The sequence below is a fragment of the Nesterenkonia sp. YGD6 genome (genome assembly GCF_022565895.1).
Lineage (GTDB): Bacteria > Actinomycetota > Actinomycetes > Actinomycetales > Micrococcaceae > Nesterenkonia.
On sequence record NZ_JAJOYY010000004.1, the window covers coordinates 184364 to 203683 of the forward strand.

At 67.8% G+C, this 19320-nt stretch carries 13 protein-coding genes and 1 pseudogene; 6 read left to right on the forward strand and 8 right to left on the reverse strand.

Going from position 1 to position 19320, the window contains the following annotated elements:
• The first annotated feature begins 460 nt into the window (after positions 1-460).
• Positions 461-1207, forward strand: coding sequence for a hypothetical protein (locus LTI14_RS08040; protein ID WP_241464587.1), 747 nt, complete (start codon positions 461-463; stop codon positions 1205-1207).
• A 298-nt stretch (positions 1208-1505) separates the two neighbouring features.
• Here the strand turns inward: LTI14_RS08040 and LTI14_RS08045 are convergent, their stop codons facing one another.
• Entirely contained in the window at positions 1506-1979 is a 474-nt protein-coding gene (locus tag LTI14_RS08045) for a hypothetical protein (protein ID WP_241464586.1), read from the reverse strand.
• A 289-nt stretch (positions 1980-2268) separates the two neighbouring features.
• On the opposite strand from LTI14_RS08045, the gene LTI14_RS08050 reads away from it, so the two are divergent.
• Entirely contained in the window at positions 2269-3126 is an 858-nt protein-coding gene (locus LTI14_RS08050; protein ID WP_241476214.1) for a DUF6544 family protein, read from the forward strand.
• A 362-nt stretch (positions 3127-3488) separates the two neighbouring features.
• On the forward strand, positions 3489-4439 hold the full coding sequence (locus LTI14_RS08055; RefSeq protein WP_241476215.1) for an alpha/beta fold hydrolase: 951 nt from the start codon (positions 3489-3491) through the stop codon (positions 4437-4439).
• 443 nt (positions 4440-4882) lie between these two features.
• On the opposite strand, the gene LTI14_RS08060 is transcribed toward LTI14_RS08055, so the two are convergent.
• Together LTI14_RS08060 and LTI14_RS08065 are read right to left on the reverse strand one after the other, a co-directional pair.
• The gene (locus LTI14_RS08060; RefSeq protein ID WP_241476216.1) at positions 4883-5326 is read right to left on the reverse strand and encodes a ComEC/Rec2 family competence protein; all 444 of its coding nucleotides are present in this window, start codon (positions 5324-5326) and stop codon (positions 4883-4885) included.
• Positions 5317-5829 (reverse strand): annotated as a pseudogene (locus LTI14_RS08065) (ComEC/Rec2 family competence protein); the annotation flags it as partial. The gene LTI14_RS08060 and the pseudogene LTI14_RS08065, both read right to left, overlap by 10 nt.
• Positions 5830-6055: 226 nt before the next feature.
• Here LTI14_RS08065 and LTI14_RS08070 point away from each other — a divergent pair.
• Positions 6056-7837 carry a tachylectin-related carbohydrate-binding protein gene (locus LTI14_RS08070; RefSeq protein WP_241476218.1) on the forward strand — a complete coding sequence of 594 codons (1782 nt, stop codon included), beginning with the start codon at positions 6056-6058 and terminating at the stop codon, positions 7835-7837.
• Positions 7838-8265: 428 nt separating this feature from the next.
• Here the strand turns inward: LTI14_RS08070 and LTI14_RS08075 are convergent, their stop codons facing one another.
• The 4 genes from LTI14_RS08075 to leuS form a co-directional block, all read right to left on the reverse strand.
• Entirely contained in the window at positions 8266-10755 is a 2490-nt protein-coding gene (locus LTI14_RS08075; RefSeq protein ID WP_241469646.1) for a ComEC/Rec2 family competence protein, read from the reverse strand.
• Positions 10752-11609 carry a ComEA family DNA-binding protein gene (locus LTI14_RS08080; protein ID WP_241476219.1) on the reverse strand — a complete coding sequence of 286 codons (858 nt, stop codon included), beginning with the start codon at positions 11607-11609 and terminating at the stop codon, positions 10752-10754. Before LTI14_RS08080 ends, LTI14_RS08075 begins: the two co-directional genes overlap by 4 nt.
• Positions 11610-11737: 128 nt before the next feature.
• A complete protein-coding gene (locus LTI14_RS08085; RefSeq protein ID WP_241469650.1) occupies positions 11738-12739 on the reverse strand; it encodes a DegV family protein in 1002 nt (333 codons plus the stop codon).
• Positions 12739-15294, reverse strand: coding sequence for a leucine--tRNA ligase (leuS, locus tag LTI14_RS08090; protein WP_342357739.1), 2556 nt, complete (start codon positions 15292-15294; stop codon positions 12739-12741). The genes LTI14_RS08085 and leuS overlap by 1 nt, the downstream gene beginning before the upstream one ends.
• 77 nt (positions 15295-15371) lie before the next feature.
• On the opposite strand from leuS, the gene LTI14_RS08095 reads away from it, so the two are divergent.
• Complete coding sequence (locus LTI14_RS08095) at positions 15372-16463, forward strand: alpha/beta fold hydrolase (protein WP_241476220.1); 1092 nt, start codon at positions 15372-15374, stop codon at positions 16461-16463.
• A gap of 57 nt (positions 16464-16520) precedes the next feature.
• Here the strand turns inward: LTI14_RS08095 and LTI14_RS08100 are convergent, their stop codons facing one another.
• Complete coding sequence (locus LTI14_RS08100; protein WP_241476221.1) at positions 16521-18539, reverse strand: primosomal protein N' family DNA-binding protein; 2019 nt, start codon at positions 18537-18539, stop codon at positions 16521-16523.
• An 85-nt stretch (positions 18540-18624) separates the two neighbouring features.
• On the opposite strand from LTI14_RS08100, the gene LTI14_RS08105 reads away from it, so the two are divergent.
• Complete coding sequence (locus LTI14_RS08105; RefSeq protein WP_241476222.1) at positions 18625-19305, forward strand: TVP38/TMEM64 family protein; 681 nt, start codon at positions 18625-18627, stop codon at positions 19303-19305.
• Positions 19306-19320 lie beyond the last annotated feature (15 nt).

Genomic DNA, 19320 nt, shown 5'->3' on the forward strand with positions numbered 1-19320 from the left:
CTTCCACGCCGCCAGCTCATGGTGTCCGGGACGGCCAGCCGTCGACCGCTGTGTCGGTCGTCATGGCCGTGCTCGTACCGGCCACCGCCGGACTGTTGGCTGCCGGGGTTCGGCTGGATCCGCCACTGCGCGGCCCCTCGCCGTCGGTCCCCGCCTGCGTGCTTCAAGGGGACCATCGCGCTGCACGCCGACGGCAGCCCCGAACTGCGCGGACGCTGCGAACTCGAACGTACCGAGGACCGGGTGACGCTCACGCTCGATCGGGTCGGAGCGTGGCGCACACGGCAACGCCGCCCGCTGCTCACGGCGCTGTTCCGGTTACCGATATTCCGCCGGTGGCCGATGAGCCACCGCTGGCTGGCGACGCTGGATCGCGCCGCACCCACGAGCTCCGGGTGGACATCGCGAAGGTTCCGGAACTCGTGAACGTGCGGTCCGGACACAGGACCAGGGAGGAACCATGAACCCACCGCACACAACTTCGGCCCGCGAGCAGCACGAAGGCGCTGCCTGGGGGCGCCGGGTCGGCACGGGCCTGGTCGTAGCGAGCGCCGTCTATGTGGTTGCAGCCTCGATGATGGGCCTGGTGTTCGCCTCTTCCCCACCGCCGCGGCTGCTCGAGGGAATGTACGACTTCGAGCAGGGCCGCGCGCTATACCAGTGGGGGTTCGTCGGTGCCTCGCTGCTCGCACCCGCGTTCGTCTCCATCGTGCTGCTTCTGGCAGCCGCGGCGGGCGTACCCCCGTCCTCGGTGCGCCGGTCGACAGCCGGTGTGCTCCTGGGCGCCTACGTCGCGTTCGCGACGCTGGCCTACACCTCCCAGTACACGTTCTTCCCCGACCTCGTCGACCGCGACCCCACAACCGCCGCGCAATGGTACTTCCACGACGTCGAGTCCATCCCCTACGCAATCGACCTCGCCGGCTACGCACTCCTTGGTGCCGCCGCACTGCTCCTGGCCAGCCTCCTGGCCGAACACGGTCGACGCTGGTTGGCTGGTTGGCTCACGGGGATGGGTGCGCTCTCCATCGCGGCATTCGTGCTGTACGCCGCAGGGACGGGCCCCCTCGCGGGCATCGTCAGCCTCACCAGCGCCGTGATGTCGCTACCGATCGCCACGCTCGCTTTCCTCCAAGGCCGCACCCTACGAGCCGACGGCACGAGACCTGGTCCCCAAGATGGGTCCACGGCGAGATCACCCGTCTAAGGGGTGGCACATGCTGACCAGCCCCGCGCACCCCTTCCATCGGGGCGCGCCACAGCTGCCCCTGACCGCCGGTGCGACGGCGAGCGCCATCGCGGGCACGAGTGCTTACCTCAGCACGTCCGGGGCCGTGGCGTACTGAGAGTGAACGACGGCCGGCGACGGGTAACCCACGTACGGGCTGGGACCTAGCCCAGAGCGTTCCGACCGGCGACCCGCCACAACCTGGCATCGGCCCGCCGCGGCGCTGCTCGCAAACACACTGAACGGCCGTGTGTGTTACTTGACGACCGGCACGGATTCAGCTTTTGGGAGCACCTGTTCTTGTGACGCGCCGAGTGCGGGGCCGGCCTCCTGCCCCCAGGCCGCGTGACCCCTGCGAGGCAGTTGTCCAGATGGCGGCACCAAGGAGGACGACGTTGGCGGCGGTGCCTGCCTTGGCGTCCGACCAGGAAGAGATGACCATGACTTGCGAAACGATCGCAGCGGGCGCCGCAAGCGCCGCCCACCAGCGAGGTGGACCAAGGGCGAGCGTCACGGCCGACGCAATGACAAGTGTGGCCGCGAGCAACCAGAACGCTGCAGCCAAGACTGAGATGGAGGAGCTCAGCGCCTCTACGTCGGCCCAACCGAATCCCTTGACCGCGCCGAGAAGGTGGATCAGGCCATGGAACCCAATGATCGCCGCGGTCACCCACCACCACGCTCCCTTCATGACAACCCCTTCCGCGGTCGAATCCTCAGCGCCAGGCGCGAGCCCTTGGCTCTGGATCATAAGGATCTCTCCTCGCGCCGTGAAGGGCCTTTGGTCAGACCGCGCACAGACGACATGGGTGGGCGCACCCTGACGGACCGCACGGTTCCCAGTTCGTGACATCGACCCACCTGGACGCCCTGATCACCACCGTCTCCCCGGCCCCGCTGGCCCGGTCGCCCACCGCATCTCATCGCAGGGTCAAGAGTGCAGCGGATCGCCCCAAGCGCGTCTCGCGCGGTAACTTGAGTACCGTCAGTGACGGAGGTCCTGGGTCCGTCCCGCACTGGCTCGATGAGAGGTGAGACGGGTGGCCAGAATCCACAACCGCACGCTGATGGTCTACGGCGGCCTGACCCTTGTCGTCCTGGTGGGGGCATCGGTCATCGGCCTCGGCAGGTACACCTTCGAGCGACGGATCAACGGCCAGATCGACGAGGTGCTGGAGTCCGGTGCTGCGGTCACCTTCGATCCAGTGTGCCAGGAAGACCTCGTGGGCCTCCCCGGGCCTGTTCAACGCTGGCTGCGGTGGTCCGGGGTGGTCGGCAAGCCGATCCCCTCCACGGTCCGGCTGCAGCAGGAAGGCGAGCTGCTCGTGGGTGACCTCGGCTGGCTCCCGTTCACCGCCGAGGAGTACTACTCGACGCAGCCGCCGGCCTTCGTCTGGAAGGCCAACACCCGCATCGCACCGGGCTTACCGGTGATCGGGAAGGACAGTTATCTCGACGGTCGCGGCGCGCTGGAGATGCGCGTGCTGGGTCTGGTTCCGGTGGCCCGTGATGCCGGGCCCGAGATGGACGAGGGCGACCTGCTTCGGTACCTGAACGAGATCCTGTGGTTCCCAGCCGGCTCCTTGATCCCCGAGATCACCTGGGACCCCATCGACGACGGCGCCGCCCGGGCCACCATGTCCTACTGCGGCGTCAGTGGCACGGCCACCTTCTTCTTCGACCGGGAGGGTCGGCCCACGAACATGATCGCTGATCGGTACGACCGTGACTACGGGGCGGTGTTGCCGTGGTCGACGCCGATGAATGCTTATGGAGAGTTCGACGGCGTCCGCGTACCAACCGAAGGCGAGGCGGCCTACTCCCGCGAGAACGGTGACTTCTCCTACATCCGGCTGACGATCACCGATGTCAATTACGACGTGCCGGAGCGGTACTGACTCAGGACGTGGACCTCGTGCCCGCCGACGGACATCCGGTGAGCCCGTCGGTCAGAGACCCGGCCGGTATCCGGCACCGGTCCGAGGCTGTTGCAGGGAACCGAGGCCGGTTGACTTCGGTGGAGGTCACCTTCCCGTGGGTTCTAGCCGGGCGCCTTGCTGACTTGGTAGCCTCGGCTCCGGAAGTGGTTGGCGGGTCGGCACGGCCGATGAACGGCGCCTGCTCACGGGCTTGCTCGGCCTGACACCTCGGCAACGCAGCTCACTCCAAGGTCGGTACGAGGAGGCGCTGCAGTGGGTAGCGCCGCTGGTGGCTCGCGTCGACCCGAAGGGGCGGAGCGCCAATGTGGAAAAGGTGTCAGATGCGCACAGCAGAACAACGCAACCTGAATGCAGTTCAGCGCACTGAGGCGTACCGCGAAGTCCTCATCGACTCCGGTGGGCTCCCGGTCGCGCTGTCGGTCTGGGACGCAGGGCCCGGTGCGCCCGCGGTTCTCTTCCTTCCTGGGACGATGACTCACCCGCTGTTCTACGAGGAGTTCCTGGACGCAGTGAACCGCGCCGGTGTCACCGTCGTTGGGCTTCACCCGGCCGGGCACGGGAAGAGCCCCCGGCTTCACCGCCGACACCTGACCTTCGGTGACCTCATTATGAACGCTGTGGACGCCATCACATGGATGCACAGCCAGTACGCGGGTGCACCCGTCATGGTGCTCGGATCCTCTCAAGGCGGAGTGCTGGCTCTGGCAGTGGCAGCTCGCGCACCCGGCGTGGCAGCTGTGTTCGCTCACAACGTCCTGGACCCGGCTCTGCCCGCCACTCTCGGGGTCACCCGGGCACCGACCTGGTTGTCCCCGGTGAACGGCGCCCTAAGGCGGGGCATCGGCGTCCTGGGCCGGGTCGCTCCCGGGGCACCCGTGCCGTTCGACGCCTACCTTGACGCGCGTCGGGTCTGTGGCAACCCCGAGGTCATCAAACGGTTCTACACCGACCCCCTCGGTCTGCGCTCCTACCCCCTCAGCCTGCTGGCCGAGATGATGACCAGCGAGCTGCCCGGCCCGGCGCGCTGCCCTGTCGTCGTCATCGCCGCGACCGGCGACCCGTTGTTCGACATCTCCTATACCCGCCAGGTGTTCCAACGGATCGAGGCCCCGAACAAAGAGTTGCTCGTCATCGACAGCGACGAGCACCTGATTTTTACCGAGTCCCTGGACGTTGTACTCCCCGTGCTGGTACCCAGGTTGATGGCCGCGGGGGCCGCCGGATCTGAGTCCCCTAGGACGTCGGAGCAGACGCGCCCGAAGGCGAGGTGAGCAACCTTCCTTCCAATGGCGGGGCCGGTCATCGCCGGCGTCAGCGACTCAGCCCACAGGGCGGCCTGCCCGCCGCGAGGCCAAGCCGAGACTCATGACGTCGCAAGCGTCCACCGCGTGCTACTCGTACACCCAATGACCCTCGGCTTCGTGTGTCTTTCAGAAGACTTGTCCATTCATCAGAGAGGCCGGCCGGCACCCACCTGGCCGGTGTCCGGCGCTGAACTCGGCCCACTGCGGAAACGTCCGTGATCGGCCCCGGCTCACAGACCCTCACCCATTCGGGAAGCGCTGCAGACAAGGCTGAGCAGACCCCAAGATTGGTGGGGGCATCAAACATCGATTCGTCCGCAGGACCACTGGGGATTCAGCTCAACGGGATCACCGGGCGCAGGAAGGTGCAGATCCGAAGGCTTCCCAAGCCCATCCGATCTCGGCTCGAATCAAGGAACAGCAGTCGCCTCCAAGCCACCAGCATCCAAGGTGAACACCACCGTCCCGTGGAGATCAGTGCGGTAGACCGCGGCACCCAGGTCCTCCAACGTGGCGATGATCTCCGCGGAGGGGTGCCCATAGGTGTTGTCCTCCCCCACCCCGATCAACGCCAGCGCCGGCCGGGTCGCCTCCAGCACCTCGGTGCCGCCGTTGGCCGCCCCATGATGAGCGACCTTGAGCAGATGAACACCTTCAGGGGCTCCCGTCCGGCGCAGCCACGAGGCAGCCACCTCCTCCTCCAGATCCCCGAGGGCCAGAAGACGCAGCGGCTGACCCGCGGAGCCCACCGCCCCCTCATCCAGCTGAGGATCCGCGATCTCGAAGAGCGCCACCAGAGAGTTGTCATTGGCCTCAGCGTGATGCGCCTCGGCGGCCCATATGGTCAGCCGCACACTGAGCCCCCGGGTGAACTCGAAGCTCTCCCCGACCTGGGGCCGATGCACCTGGCGGGCACCGCGTAGGTGTTGACTGCGGCCGAGAGCGGCAGCAGCACCGGGGTGACGAAGAGCTGCGCGGAGAACGCCAGGGCCAGCGGCGCCGCGAGAATCGCCGGCAGGAACGTCTCCAGCCGCTCCCGGATCCGGGTCCCGATCACCACGATCCCCGCCGTGGCGGCCGCGGAAAGCTGGAACGCCGGCTCAGTCGCGTAGAACGGATCAAAGACCAACAGGCCCAGCACACAGACACAGAGCAGCGAAAACGCCGCCCGTCCGCGCCCGGCGAAGAGCGACACCGCCGCGATGCTGCCCATCACCCCGGCACGGATCACACTGGGCTCCGGGTGCACCAGCAGCACGAAGAGCACCAGTCCGATGACCGCGACCGGAACAGTCGTCCATCGCGGAGCCCGCACAAGACGCACGAGCCCCATCAGCGCACCCATGACCAAAGCGCAGTTGGCGCCGCTTCCAGTTGCCGATTCGTATGTCTCGGATAGGGGTTTTACGACCGACGCGTCGGCTTCTGCGGGACACTCCCTTCATCGCGCTGGCAGCTGGACTTCTGTTTCCGAGTGCGCTGCAGATGAGGCTCGTCTTGCCCTAGTCGCGAGAAACCTGGGCGAGTATCCTATATCACATGTAGCTGGTGGTCCGTCGTGGGAACCAGTGAAGGAGGCAGTGATGCCCGATCTCGAAGGTGACGAGGTCTACGTCACCGTGGCGCAGATGGTCCCGTACGTGAACTACGTCGTGACGGCCTATAAAGCCCTGGAGGCCATCTACAACTTCGGTCGCGAGAGCAAGGTCGAGAAGGCGCTTCGAGAGTTGGACGAGCGGCTTACTCGGTTAGAGCAGTTCGTCACCGATCTTGATGAACGCTTGAGCGAGCTGGAGGCGAAGGTCGCCCAAGGTGAGAATCGAGCTCGCGTCCGCACGATGCGAGAGCACCAACTCTCCTTCAGTGAGCTTGGGCGCGACCTCACGAATCGACCCCAGGATGCGGCAGTCGTTGCGGCCAACGCTTTAGACCGGTTGCGCGCGATGTACCGAGACAACGATCTATGGCTCTGGAGCGACGCGATTAAGAAGCCAGATGACGCTCCGAGCAGTTGGCGCCCGGCGCCGACGCGATTCAAGGGACTCCCCCTCCCAATCTTCGCGTACGGGGCGATGATATGGGTGTTCTCAGCGCAGGAAGCCATTCGCGCAAGCGGCGATCGCGCGACTTACCGCAAGGGCGCCGACGAAGTACTCACGTGGGTTGCCACACGCGCCGAGTACGTCGAGTACCAGACTCCCCCCCAATCGCTGGCGGAGCGCTTCCGGCACGCGGTACGCGTCGAAATCATCATAAGCACCAGATACGTCACCCCCACCGGACGCTGCGACTACAGTTTCGTCGCCGTCAACGACATCGAACGGACGCGAAAGGGCCTGCGCGGAGTCTCGATGCACGTCGGTCGCCCCACGACCAGTACGTTCTGCACAGCCGACCCGCGGATCGCCGAAGGTGACGAGGCAATCCTTGAAGACGAGTTCCCCCAACTTATGACCTTGCGCATGCTGGAGGATGCTGTCACTAGAATCAAGACTCGGGGCACCCTCGTCGACCCATTTATAGGTCAGTTTCCGAACTGGACAGCGCACAGATTGACGTTGTATGGGATCCGGCCCAACGGCGATCTCCACCGCTTCCAGCTCGAGACTACGACTGCACTCACCGATCCTCCGAAAGTCACCCCGATAGGTGGGGTAGTTGGTACCGGCTGGCACAACTTCACCGAGGTCCACGGAACGTACGACAAGATCATGTATGCGTTCTCTGGTGACCGTGCAGTGAACTGGTATCGGCACGACGACGTCGGCAGAGGTCCAGCCGGGTGGTCGGGCCCCCGACGAATCCGAGCCCCATACGAATTCCCGCTGCTAGGGGAAGGACAATGGCACGTCAACGCTGGGGGCGGCAGCTTCATGCTTGTACGAACCTTCCATGATCCCCGTGACTTCCGCATCAAGCGTTCGCTCGAGTTGATCAGGCACCGGGATGCATCCAATGGCACAGGCTCGTTGGGCAAGAGCTCCATGATCGTTTCACAGTGGCGGTATTACCCCAAGTTCTTTGGCGGCGGAGAGGGCGTGCTCTACGGCATCGATGAGAGCGGCGACCTCTTCTGGCACCGCCACACGTCCTGGCCCAATCCGGGCACGGCTCTCGAAGGCCCACACAAAATCGGTAATGGGTGGAACGTCTTCGAACGTGTCTTCGCCCTGAACTCGGGGTTCATCGCAGGCATCTACCCGAACGGCGAGATGGCCCTGTACCACTTCACTCAATGGCGCTGGGGCCCTCGTGGTGCACAGCCAGTTTGGCGAGGACCAATCCGAGTACCTGGCACGCAGTGGCGAGGGTTCCAGACCATGATCCCGATGGTAGGGGATGCACCCGTGGGCGGGGTTAACTGATCGACTACGACGCGGTCTCGCTCGGTAGCCCTGTGCCTACTCCTAGTAATGGCAAGAGTGCCGCTCCGCGGCAGGTCGAGGGCTACCGCCGCTAGTTCTGTAGAACTCCAAACATGGTGATATGTCGATTTCCACCGAGGTGACGCACTCGTCACAACTCCCGAGCCAGATCTGACTCGTGCAGGATCCAGGTGCCGCTCGCCGCGTGGATGGCATTCGGGACATTGGCCCCGGTGATTTCGAGAACGGGTCTGCTGACGGTTTAGTTGACCTAGTGACGTGACCTACAGCAGACCCATGTTTGGTCTGTCAGCGGTAGCGCTCACAACTGAAGATTACTCGTTCAGAATGCGCGGACCACAGGATCATAGGGTGAAAAGAAGGGGAAGATCAGAATCCTTCCCAAGCCCATCCGATCTCGGCTCGAATCAAGGAACAGCAGTCGCGTCCAAGCCACCAGCATCCAAGGTGAACACCACCGTCCCGTGCAGATCAGTGCGGTAGACCGCGGCGCCAAGTGCCTCCAACTTGGCGATGATCTCAGCGGAGGGGTGTCCATAGGTGTTCTCTTCCCCCACCCCGATCAGCGCCAGCGCCGGCCGGGTCGCCTCCAGCACCTCGGTGCCGCCGTTGGCCGCCCCATGATGAGCGACCTTGAGCAGATGAACACCTTCAGGGGCTCCCGTCCGGCGCAGCCACGAGGCAGCCACCTCCTCCTCGAGATCCCCCAGTGTCAACACCCGCAGCGGCTCATCGACGGACCCGACCGTCCCTTCCGGCAGATCAGGGTCCACGGTTTCGATGAGCGCCACGAGCGAGTTGTCATTGGCCTCGGCGTGATGCGCCTCGGCGGCCCATATGGTCAGCCGCACACTGAGCCCCCGGGTGAACTCGAAGCTCTCCCCGACCTGGGGCCGATGCACCGGGATGCTCGGGGGCAGCTCCCCGACCGATTCCACTTCGGCTTCCACGTCCCAGCCGGTGCTGCCGGCATGCAGGATCAGCCCCGGCGCACGGTCCTCAATGACCCCTGGGGTCCCGCCGTAATGGTCGCGGTGTTCATGAGTGAGCAGCAGCGCCTCGACCGTCTCCACCCCCAGCTTCCTGAGGCACTCATCTGCCAGCAGCGGGTCCTCCCCCGTATCCACCACCACGCCGGCGGACTCTTGGGTGCGGACCACCAGCATGTCGCCCTGCCCCACATCACACAACGCCACCCGCCACTGATCAACCCCACGTGAAGGCACCAGCGCCGTCACCGGCAGCACCAGGGCCAGCATCGCCGCCGCAGCTACCGCCAAGAGGACCACATGCCAACGGCGGAACCGATCCACCAGCCCCCAGGCCAGCACAAGTGCGGCGAAGATATAGAGCACCACCAGACCCCAGCCCACCCAACCCTCCGGCCACGGAGCAGCGGCCTGCGGAAGCCCCGCCGCGACCCTGCCGATCATCCCGAGACAGGCCGCCGCCAACCCGCAGCACCACAGGATCGGCACCGCGACCCAGGGCAGGGTCGTGGAGATCACCGCAGCTAAGGTACCCGGCACGGTGATGAACGGCACGAACGGGGCGGCCAGCACATTGGCGGGCACCGCGTAGGTGTTGACTGCGGCCGAGAGCGGCAGCAGCACGGGGGTGACGAAGAGCTGCGCGGAGAACGCCAGGGCCAGCGGTGCCGCGAGAATCGCCGGCAGGAACGTTTCCAGCCGCTCCCGGATCCGGGTCCCGATCACCACGATCCCCGCCGTGGCGGCCGCGGAAAGCTGGAACGCCGGCTCTGTCGCGTAGAACGGATCAAAGACCAGCAGGCCGAGCACGCAGAGGCAGAGCAGCGAAAACGCCGCCCGTCCGCGCCCGGCGAAGAGCGACACCGCCGCGATGCTGCCCATCACCCCGGCACGGATCACACTGGGTTCGGGGTGCACCAGCAGCACGAAGAGCACCAGTCCGATGACCGCGACCGGAACAGTCGTCCATCGCGGAGCCCGCACCAGACGCACGAGCCCCATCAGCGCACCCATGACCAAAGCGCAGTTGGCGCCGCTCACCGCGGTCAAGTGGCTCAGTCCGGCGGCGCGCATCGCCTCGCTGAGCTCCTCTTCCTGGTGTGTCCGGTCACCGAGGATCAGCCCCGGCAGCAGCCCGGGGGCGTCGCCGACGGCGTGTGACGATGCGTCCGCCGTGGCAGAGCGCAGCCCGTTGAAGATCTGTGTGAACTCGGCGCGACCATCTGCGCGAAGCCGCTCCAGGGCCCCACCGAAGGGGAAGGCCACTGCGGTCTCGCGCTGACCTGGGTCGGTCGGGTTGAGCTTCACCAGTCCCTGGTAGCGCTGACCCGTGATCAGGGGCAGCACCTCCGCTGCGGACCTCGCGCCGGACCCCCGGGCAGGGCGTTCACCGGACTCCCCCGCAGCTTCTTCTCCGGTCTCAGGATCCGACTGCGCTGCGGCGTCCTGGATGATCACCACCGGGGCGTCCACGGGGACCGGGCGCTGCTCCCCCGGCATGGTCGCCGCCTCCACCATCGCGTGGGCCATGACCCGGTCGGCACCGTCGAACCCCGGGGTGGCCAGGATCTCGGGCTGCCCAGAGATCCGCAGCGTCACCATCACCGGTGTGTCACCCGCCACCGCCTGCGCCCATCCGCTCATCTGGTGCGCTCGGGCATCTGTCCCGGCCTGGAGAACGACGACTCCCGCCAGGACGCAGCAGAGCAGCACATGCAGCGCTACTGGAGCGGTCACGAGTCGATTCAGCAGCGAGGCGATCATGGTCAGCAGCACTCCTGCGCCGAGCAAGCACCATCCCAGCTGCAACGTTGGTTGCCAGGGAAGATGCACCGCCAGCAGGGCTGCGGCCCAGGCCGTCAGCGCGGCGGGAAGCAGCCGCAGATCCAGCGGTCTCGCGGTGGTCACCAGGTCACCAGACCTTCTACATCCGCCAGAATCACCGGCCCGATGCCGCTGACTCCGGCGAGCTCCTCCAACGAGCCGAAGGGGCCGTTGGTCTCGCGGTGGCTGATGATCCGCTCCGAGAGCGCCGGACCGATTCCGGGCAGCTCCTGGAGAGCCGTGGCATCGGCGGTGTTGAGGTTGATCAGGTCTCCGGTGCCCGACCCAGGCGCTGCTCCGGCCGCCGATCCAGGTGCCGCGCCCGCTCCTGTGCCCGCTTCGGCGCCGGGTGCCGTCCCTGGCGGGCCGGCGGGGTCCTGCCCGGCGGTCGGTGGACCCGTCCCGGCCTCGAGCTCCTCCGGCGTCGGCACCCAGATCACCGTGCCGTCCTGGACCGGAGCGGCCAGATTCAGACCACCCGGATCCGCCTTCGAGGTCATCCCACCTGCGGCCTCGATCGCCTCATGCACGCGCGCACCGGAGGGGAGCTCCACCACGCCCGGGGACGCGACCGCTCCGCCCACATGGACCACGACTGGAATCGATTCCGCGGCACCCTGCTGCGTATCTGCCGACCCTGGGTCGGCGGGGGCACCGGAGGGGTTCGGGGGCGCTGGCCCCTCGGCCTGCCCTGACATCTCCGTGGGGCCGCCTCCGGTCTGCGCCACCCCCTGCAGCGGTGGAGGTTCCGGCACGGGCGCCCCCGCCGGGCTGGTGCTGCTGAGCCAGGACACGGCCAGCCAGGTCAGCAGCGCGATGACGATCACCAGCACTCCGGCGAGCTTCAGCCGGATCCGTGCCGGGGCGGCGTGCTCAAGTTCGCGCTCCGCGCGCAGCCGCTCGCGCCGTGTCAGCTGATCCTCGGCCCAGACCTCCATGAGGCCACGCTAGAGCCGTTCTCAGCTCTGCTGCGCGGTGGAGAACCTGCTGTGCGCAGCGGGCCGCGGCGTCGTCGTCAGGCAGGAGTTGGGGAAAACCGTTCTGCGGAACGGTCCCCTCCGCAGCGTCAGGAGCCGGCGGGCAGGGCGGGATTCAACGACACCGCAAGCGCTCCGAGCCCGAGGTGGGCGCCCAGGGCGGGAGGAAGATCCACCACCGGCACCGGGGCCGCCGAGAGCGGGGCCAGAGCTTCGGCGAGCTCCAGGGCCTGTGCTGGATTGCCGAATCCGTGGACCCCCAGCCGCGGGGCGTCCATGCCGTGGGCGTGCTGCGCGACCCGGGCATGGAGTCGCTCCAGGGCGCGCGGCATGGTGCGTGGGCGCTCCACCGGCTGGATCTCGCCCTCGATGAGCTGCAGCAGCGGTTTCACCCAGAGCAGTCCCCCGATCAGCGTGGACATCGCGTTGATCCGGCCGCCGCGGCGCAGCTGGTCCAGGTTGGGCAGCACGAACAACGATTCTGCCCGCTCGGCGCTGGTCGTCGCGGCTGCGGCCACCCTCGCCAGCGAGCCGCCGAGCTGCGCGGTCATCGCCGCGTCGATCACGCTGTGCCCGAGGCCCAGCCCGGCCTGGCGGGAATCGACGACCGTGACCGGGAAGTCCAACTGACCGGCGGCCAGCCGGGCGGCCTCCACGGTGCCGGAGAGCTTCGCGGAGAGGTGGATGGACACCACCCCGGCGTAGCCCTGGTCCTGCAGCGACTGATAGGACTCCAGCAGTCGTCCCGGCGAGGGCCGTGAGGTCCGCACCGTGGTCCCCTGAGCCAGGGCAAGCGGGAGGTCCCGGTCCAGCTCCTCGCTGGTCTCCGGGTAGATCTGCTCACCGATCATCACCGGGATCGGCACCGAGATGATGTTCGCCCCGATCTGGCCCAGCAGCACCTCCTGGGTCCGGCGGTCCACCGGAAGCGAACAGGAGGAGTCGGTGACCACCGCGATGCGCCCCTTCTTGCGGCGCAGATTCGGCTTGCGCCCCGGCACCGCGGCGCGCCGCGCGAGCAGGTCGGCCTCGATGGCGCTGCGCCATCGGGCCAGACTCTGCTGGCAGCGTTCCGCGGGCCGGTCGGTCATCAGCCGGTCACGACGTTGACCAGCTTCGGTGCGCGCACGATCACCTTGCGCACCCCGCCGCCGTCGGCGATGTACTTCTGGATCCGGGGCAGCGCGAGCGCCTGCGCCTCGAGATCCGACTCGGTGATGTCTGCGGCGACCTCCAGCTTGTCGCGCAGCTTGCCCTTGACCTGGACCACCGCGGTGACGGTGTCCTGGACCAGCAGCGATTCATCCACGGCGGGCCAGGCGGAGTTCGCCACCGAGGGAGCGTGGCCGAGCATCGCCCACATGTCCTCGGCGGTGTAGGGCGCGACCAGGGAGAGGATCTGCGCGGTGACCTCTGCGGCCTCGCGCACGGCAGGATCAGCCGCGCCGGCGCCCGCGTCGATCTCCTTGCGGGCGGCGTTGACCAGCTCCATGGTCCGGGCGATCACCACGTTGAACTTCTTGTCCTCGATCAGCTGCGCGGCGTCCTGGATGGTCCGGTGGGTGATCGTACGCAGCGCCTTGGTCCCGCTCGCAGGGTCAGACCCGGCGTCGGAGCTGACATCCTGGGCGAGCCGCCAGGCGCGGGCCAGGAACTTCGCCGAGCCGAAGGGTGACACGTCGGCCCAGTCCACGTCGTCCTCCGGCGGGGAGGCGAAGACCATGGTCAGCCGAATGGCGTCGACCCCGTAGATGTCGAGCTGCTCGCCGAGGTTCACCCCGTTGCCCAGGGACTTCGACATGGCCCTGCCCCCGTTGAGCACCTGGCCCTGGTTCAGCAGCGCCTTGAACGGCTCCGTGAAGTTCACCAGGTTCAGGTCGAAGAGCACCTTGGTGAAGAACCGGGAGTAGAGCAGGTGCAGGATGGCGTGTTCGACGCCGCCCACATACTGATCGACCGGCAGCCACTTGTTGATCTCTTCGCTGGGGAAGATCTCGGCGTCGTTGTTCGGGTCGATATAGCGCAGGTAGTACCAGGAGGAGTCCACGAAGGTGTCCATGGTGTCGGTGTCCCGGGTGGCGGCGCCGCCGCAGGACGGGCAGTCCACGTTGACCCAGTCGGTGGCACCGGCCAGCGGGGACTTGCCCTTGGGCGCCAGCTGCTCGCCGCGCATGCCGGTCGGCAGCTTCACCGGCAGCTGGTCCTCCGGGACCGGGACCTCGCCGCAGCCGGCGCAGTGGATGATCGGGATCGGGGCGCCCCAGAAGCGCTGCCGCGAGAGCAGCCAGTCGCGCAGTCGGTAGTTGACCTTGGCCTCGCCCACGGACTTCTCCGCGAGCACCTCGATGGCACGGGCGATCGCGGCGTCCTTGTTCAGGCCCTCCCATGCCGGGGAGTTGATCGCGGTGCCCTCACCGGCGGTGGCGACCCCGGTCTCGGCCGGGTCCTCCGCGCCGGTGTCGACCACCACGCGGACCTTGAGCCCCATGGTGCGGGCGAACTCCAGGTCGCGCTGGTCGTGGGCGGGCACGCCCATCACGGCGCCGGTGCCGTAGTCGGCGAGCACGTAGTCAGAGGCCCACAGCGGCAGCTCTTCACCGGTGACCGGGTGGATCGCGTGGCGGCCCAGGAAGACGCCGGTGCGTTCCCGCTCGGCGGACTGGCGCTCGATGTCGGAGACGCTGCCCAGCGCCTGCCGGTAGGCCTCCAGCTCTGCCCGCTTCTCCTCGGTGACCAGCTCCATGGCCAGGTCGGCATCGGCGGCGACCACCATGAAGGTGACCCCGTAGAGGGTGTCGGGGCGGGTGGTGAAGACCTCCACCGGCGGGTGCTCGGCGGCGCCCTGAGCGGAGGTGATGTCGAAGCGCACCGAGGCGCCGGTGGAGCGGCCGATCCAGTTGCGCTGCATGGAGAGCACCCGGTCAGGCCAGTGGCCCTTGAGCTCGTCCATGTCTTCGAGGAGCCGGTCGGCGTAGTCGGTGATCTTGAAGTACCACTGGTTCAGCGACTTCTTGATGACCGCGGTGCCGCAGCGTTCGCAGGCGCCGTCGACGACCTGCTCGTTGGCCAGCACGGTCTGGTCCTTCGGGCACCAGTTGACCGGGGAGTCCTTCTTGTACGCCAGGCCCTTGTTGTAGAACTGCAGGAACAGCCACTGGGTCCAGCGGTAGTAGGACTCATCCGAGGTGTGCAGCCGGCGGGTCCAGTCGGTGCTGATCCCGTAGCGCTTGAAGGAGGCCGCCTGGGTCTCGATGTTGGCGTAGGTCCAGTCCGCGGGGTGGGCGTCGTTCTTGATCGCGGCGTTCTCGGCGGGCAGGCCGAAGGAGTCCCAGCCGATCGGGTGCAGCACGTTGTAGCCGCGCAGCCGGGCGTACCGGGCGGGGATGTCACCGATGGCGAAGGCCTCGGCGTGACCCATGTGCAGATCGCCGGAGGGGTACGGGAACATGTCCAGCACGTACTTCTTCTCCCGAGTGTCGGCCGGATCCACCACGAAGGTGCCCTGTTCCTCCCAGAGGGGCAGCCAGCGGGCCTCCATCTCCTGGAAGGAGTACTGCTTCTTCTCGCCGCCCTGGGAGTCAGTCGAAGGGCTGCTGGGCTGAGTCGCAGTGGTATCGGCTGCAGCGGTTTCGCTCGCGTGGCTCACCTGGGGGGCACCTCGTCGTCGTCGGGTCGTATCTTGGACCCCGCCAGTCTAATTGAGTTCACCGGTAGGCTGGGCCAGTGAGCCGCACGTGGACCGAGCACCCAGCCCGGACAGGAATCAGACGAGACGTCTCGCTGGACTTCGCCTCCCCCAAGGCCGAGATGGACACCGGGATAAGCGACAAGACCGACGACGGCGCGGAGCGGCTGAGCACCTCTGCGGCGGTCTGGCACTACCCCGCCCAGGTGCCCTCGCCCGCCGCGACCGCCGTCCCGGCGGCTTCGCCGGGTCATGCGCGCCGGCTGCTGCTGATCCACGGCTTCCGCGGGGACCATCACGGGATGGCGCTGATCGTGGACGCACTGCCGGAGTTCGAGGTCTTCGTCCCGGATCTCCCCGGTTTCGGCGCCACACCGCCGCTGCAGCGCGGGCCCGACGGTCCCGCTGAACACAGCCTGGCGACCTATGCGGCCTGCGTGGAGGCCTTGGCCGAGACACTTCAGCTGGGGCCCGACGATGTGCTGGTGGGCCACTCCTTCGGCTCGATCGTGGTCGCGGCCCACGCCGCGCAGAGAAACCCAGCGGCCCACGCCGCGCAGAGAAACCCAGCGGTCCACGCCGCGCAGAGCAGACCAGCCGCCCACTCGACCAAGCCGCGGCGCTGGGCAGGGCTCGCGCTGTTCGCCCCGATCAGCAATGACATCTTCACCGGCAGCCTGCTGCCCGGCGCCGCCGCCGTCGACCTCTACTACCGGTCCAGCCAGTGGCTGCCCGAACGATGGGCGCAGGCACTGCTGCGGTCGCCGCTGGCGCAGGCGGTCACGAACGTCTCTATGATCGTCACCAGGGTGCCGGAGCAGGTGGCGTATATCCGGGATCAGCACCGCCGGCACTTCAGCGGCTTCGCAGATCCGCACTCGCTGCTGCAGGCCTATTGGGCCTCCAGCCGGCACACCGTCACCGAATTCGCAGAGCTGCTCGACCTGCCGGTGCTCCTGGTCCCGGGGGCGCAGGACCAGTTGAGCACCCCCGCCGGACAGCGGGCGCTGCACCGGATGATCCCGCAGGCTCACTCGGAGGTGCTGTGCGGCACCGGACACCTGCTGCACTATGAGAAGCCCGCCCAGGCGGCCCGTGCGCTGCGCCGCTTCATCGCCACCTTGGACTGAGCGCCGCCGATCGAGTCGGAACCCTGAGCTCAGATCTGCAGGCGAAGAGCCACAGGCTCAGAACTGCAGGCTGGCGATGTCGTCCATCGCGATCCGCAGGCCACGGCCGCCGCGCGCGGCTCCCGGAGGCGCGGCGCTGTGGGTGCGGCGGATCCGGCGGATCTCGGTGACCACCGCGGCGGCCTCCGCGTAGCCGAAGAACAGCAGATAGCGGTGCCGCCCGTCCTCCAGCGGGGCCGGCCCGATCCAGCTTCGGCCCGCGGGCAGCTGCACCTGGCCGAGGAAGGCCTCCGCCTCGGCCGGGTCACCGGTGAGGCTGAGCATCCGCTGCGCCGGCGGCAGCCCCAGTTCCAGCCGGTTGTAGAGCTCCCGACGGGCATACGTCACCGGGTCCCAGCGCACCAGGGCGGCGGTGAGCTCCTCGGCGTCGGCGGTGATGACCACGGTGCCGCCGTGGGTCTTGTGCGGGCGGACCAGGGAGGCCGCACGGAACCAGCGTGAGAGCACCTGGCGCGGCACGTCCAGGCCCTCGCGGCTGAGCTGGGTGTCCCCATCGAGCAGCAGCGCGGTCGCGTACCCGGCTTCCGCCACCGGCTCCACCCCGGGGGTGCTGACCACCAGGGCGGGCTCCTGGCCCACCTCGGCGATCGGGTGATCCGCGGTGGAGGAGATGACCGGGGTGTTGGGGAAGGCGCGGCCGAGCTCCTGGGCGGTGCGATCGGCTCCGCGGGTGCCGGCCCGGAAGGTGGTGGAACCGCACTCGGTGCAGCGGTGGTTGCGGTGGTGCAGCCCGCACCAGCGGCACTTCAGCGTCCGCGACTGCCCGTGGTGGGCGGGCAGGCTCAACGGTCCGTGGCACTGCGGGCACTGCTGGCGGCTGCGGCAGCGTTCACAGAGGACCGCCGGGATGAACCCGCTGCGCGCGACCTGGATCAGCACCGGTCCTTCCTGCAGCCCGTCCCGGGCCGCCTTGTACGCGGCCGCGGGCAGCCGGGCCTGCCGGAACGCCGGTTCGCGCTCCTGCTCGTAGGAGTCCGCGGTGGCGATCATCCGGGGCGCGGCGGCGCGGCGCTCTTCCCGGTCAGGGGCGGCCTCGGTGAGCCAGCCGCGCTCGATGAGCCGCTGGACCTCGAGGCTGCGTGAGGTGGAGAGCATCACCAGCTCAGCTCCGGTCTGCACCGTGCGCAGCAGCGCCACCTCGCGCACGTGGTGATACGGAGCCCGAGGCGCGGCGTGGGTCTGCTCGCCGTCTTCGAAGACCATCAGCAGCCGCAGTCGGGGCACCGGGGCGAAGACCGCCGACCGGGTGCCGACCGCCACCCGGGCCTGCCCGTAGCGCAGCTGCAGAAACGATCGGTACCTCGCGGAGGGGCCCATCTCCGCGGTGAGCTGGACCGCCACCCCACTGCCCAGCGTGCCGGTGAGCACCTCCATCAGTGCCTCGACGTCGCGCTGGTCCGGGACCACGACGACGGCGTCACCCTCCCCTGCCAGACACTCCTGCACCCGGTGCAGCACCTGCCGCGTCCAGGACTGCTCGCCATAGGACTTCAGTGCCAGCGCGGCGCTGCGCGGTCGGGGATTCTCTGGGTCAAGCATTGTGGCCGGAACGCGCAGACCGGCGTAGTCCTTCTCCACCCGGGCTGCGCGCGGGGGGATGGCGGCGCGCAGCACGTCGGCGGTGACCCCCGCGCCGCGTTCGGCGACCTGCTGGGAGAGCTGCAGGATGTCTTCACCGAGCACCGGCAGGGCGGTGACGAGCTTGGTGATCAGGGAGAGCCGAGAGGCGGTGGAGGGCTCCTGCTTGCGACGCAGAACGTAGCCGGTCATCTCCCGTCCCGAGAAGCGCAGCTTCACCCGGCACCCCGGAACGATCTTCTCGGCCAGATCGATGGGCACCACATAGTCGAAGGGGCGATCCAGATGCGGCACGGCTGATTCCAGCAGCACCTCCGCCACGGGGAGGTCATCGGTGGCCCCGGCGGGCAGCTGCGGGGCGGGCTGCGGCGCCAGCGAGTCCAGCAGGGCAGGCTGGTTCGACTGCTGCTGCGCCTGTGATGCCGGCTCTTCCGCCATGCTGGTTCACCCCCTACCGAGAATTCCGCTGCCCTGCGATCGTATCTCTCACCATGGACACAGACCGATGCGTAGAGTTGACCCAATGAGCGAAAAAGCCCTCGGTCCCGCCTGGGGCTCCTTCATCCGCAACGCACTGCTCGTGGCCGTGCTCCTGGGCATGATCTACGCCGCCTTCAATCTGCGGCTTCCCCCCTTGGATGAGCTGCAGCAGCGCATCGAGGACTTCGGCTGGGCCGCATGGTTCGTGTTCATCCTGCTCTACGCGGCGGTAGCCATGACCCCGATCCCGGTCACCATCATGGCCGTCAGCGGCGGACTGATCTTCGGCACCCTGCTGGGCAGCCTGCTCTCGGTGGTCGGTGTGCTGATCGGCTGTTTCGCCGCCTACCATCTGGCCCGCTTCCTGGGCACACAGGCCGTGCGGAAGCTGCTGGGATCCTACGCAGAGAAGGTCGAGGCGCACTTGCGGGGTGCCGGCTTCGAGGCCGTCTTCGCCCTGCGGCTCATGCCTGGGGTTCCCTATTGGCCGGTGAACTACGGCAGTGGTGCGTTCGGTGTCTCGCAGCGCGACTTCTTGGTGGCCAGCGCGATCTCCACCGTGCCCGGACAGGTCTCGCTGGTGGCGCTGGGGGCGTTCATCGCCGATCGCACCATCGTCAACGGCGTGGTGATCGGCGTGTCCTGGGCCATCGTGGTGGCGCTGACGATCTGGGCCTACCGCAGCTGGCGCGGAACCTCGAGCCACCGCCTCCCCGGCGCCTGAGCCGGCAGCCGCAGG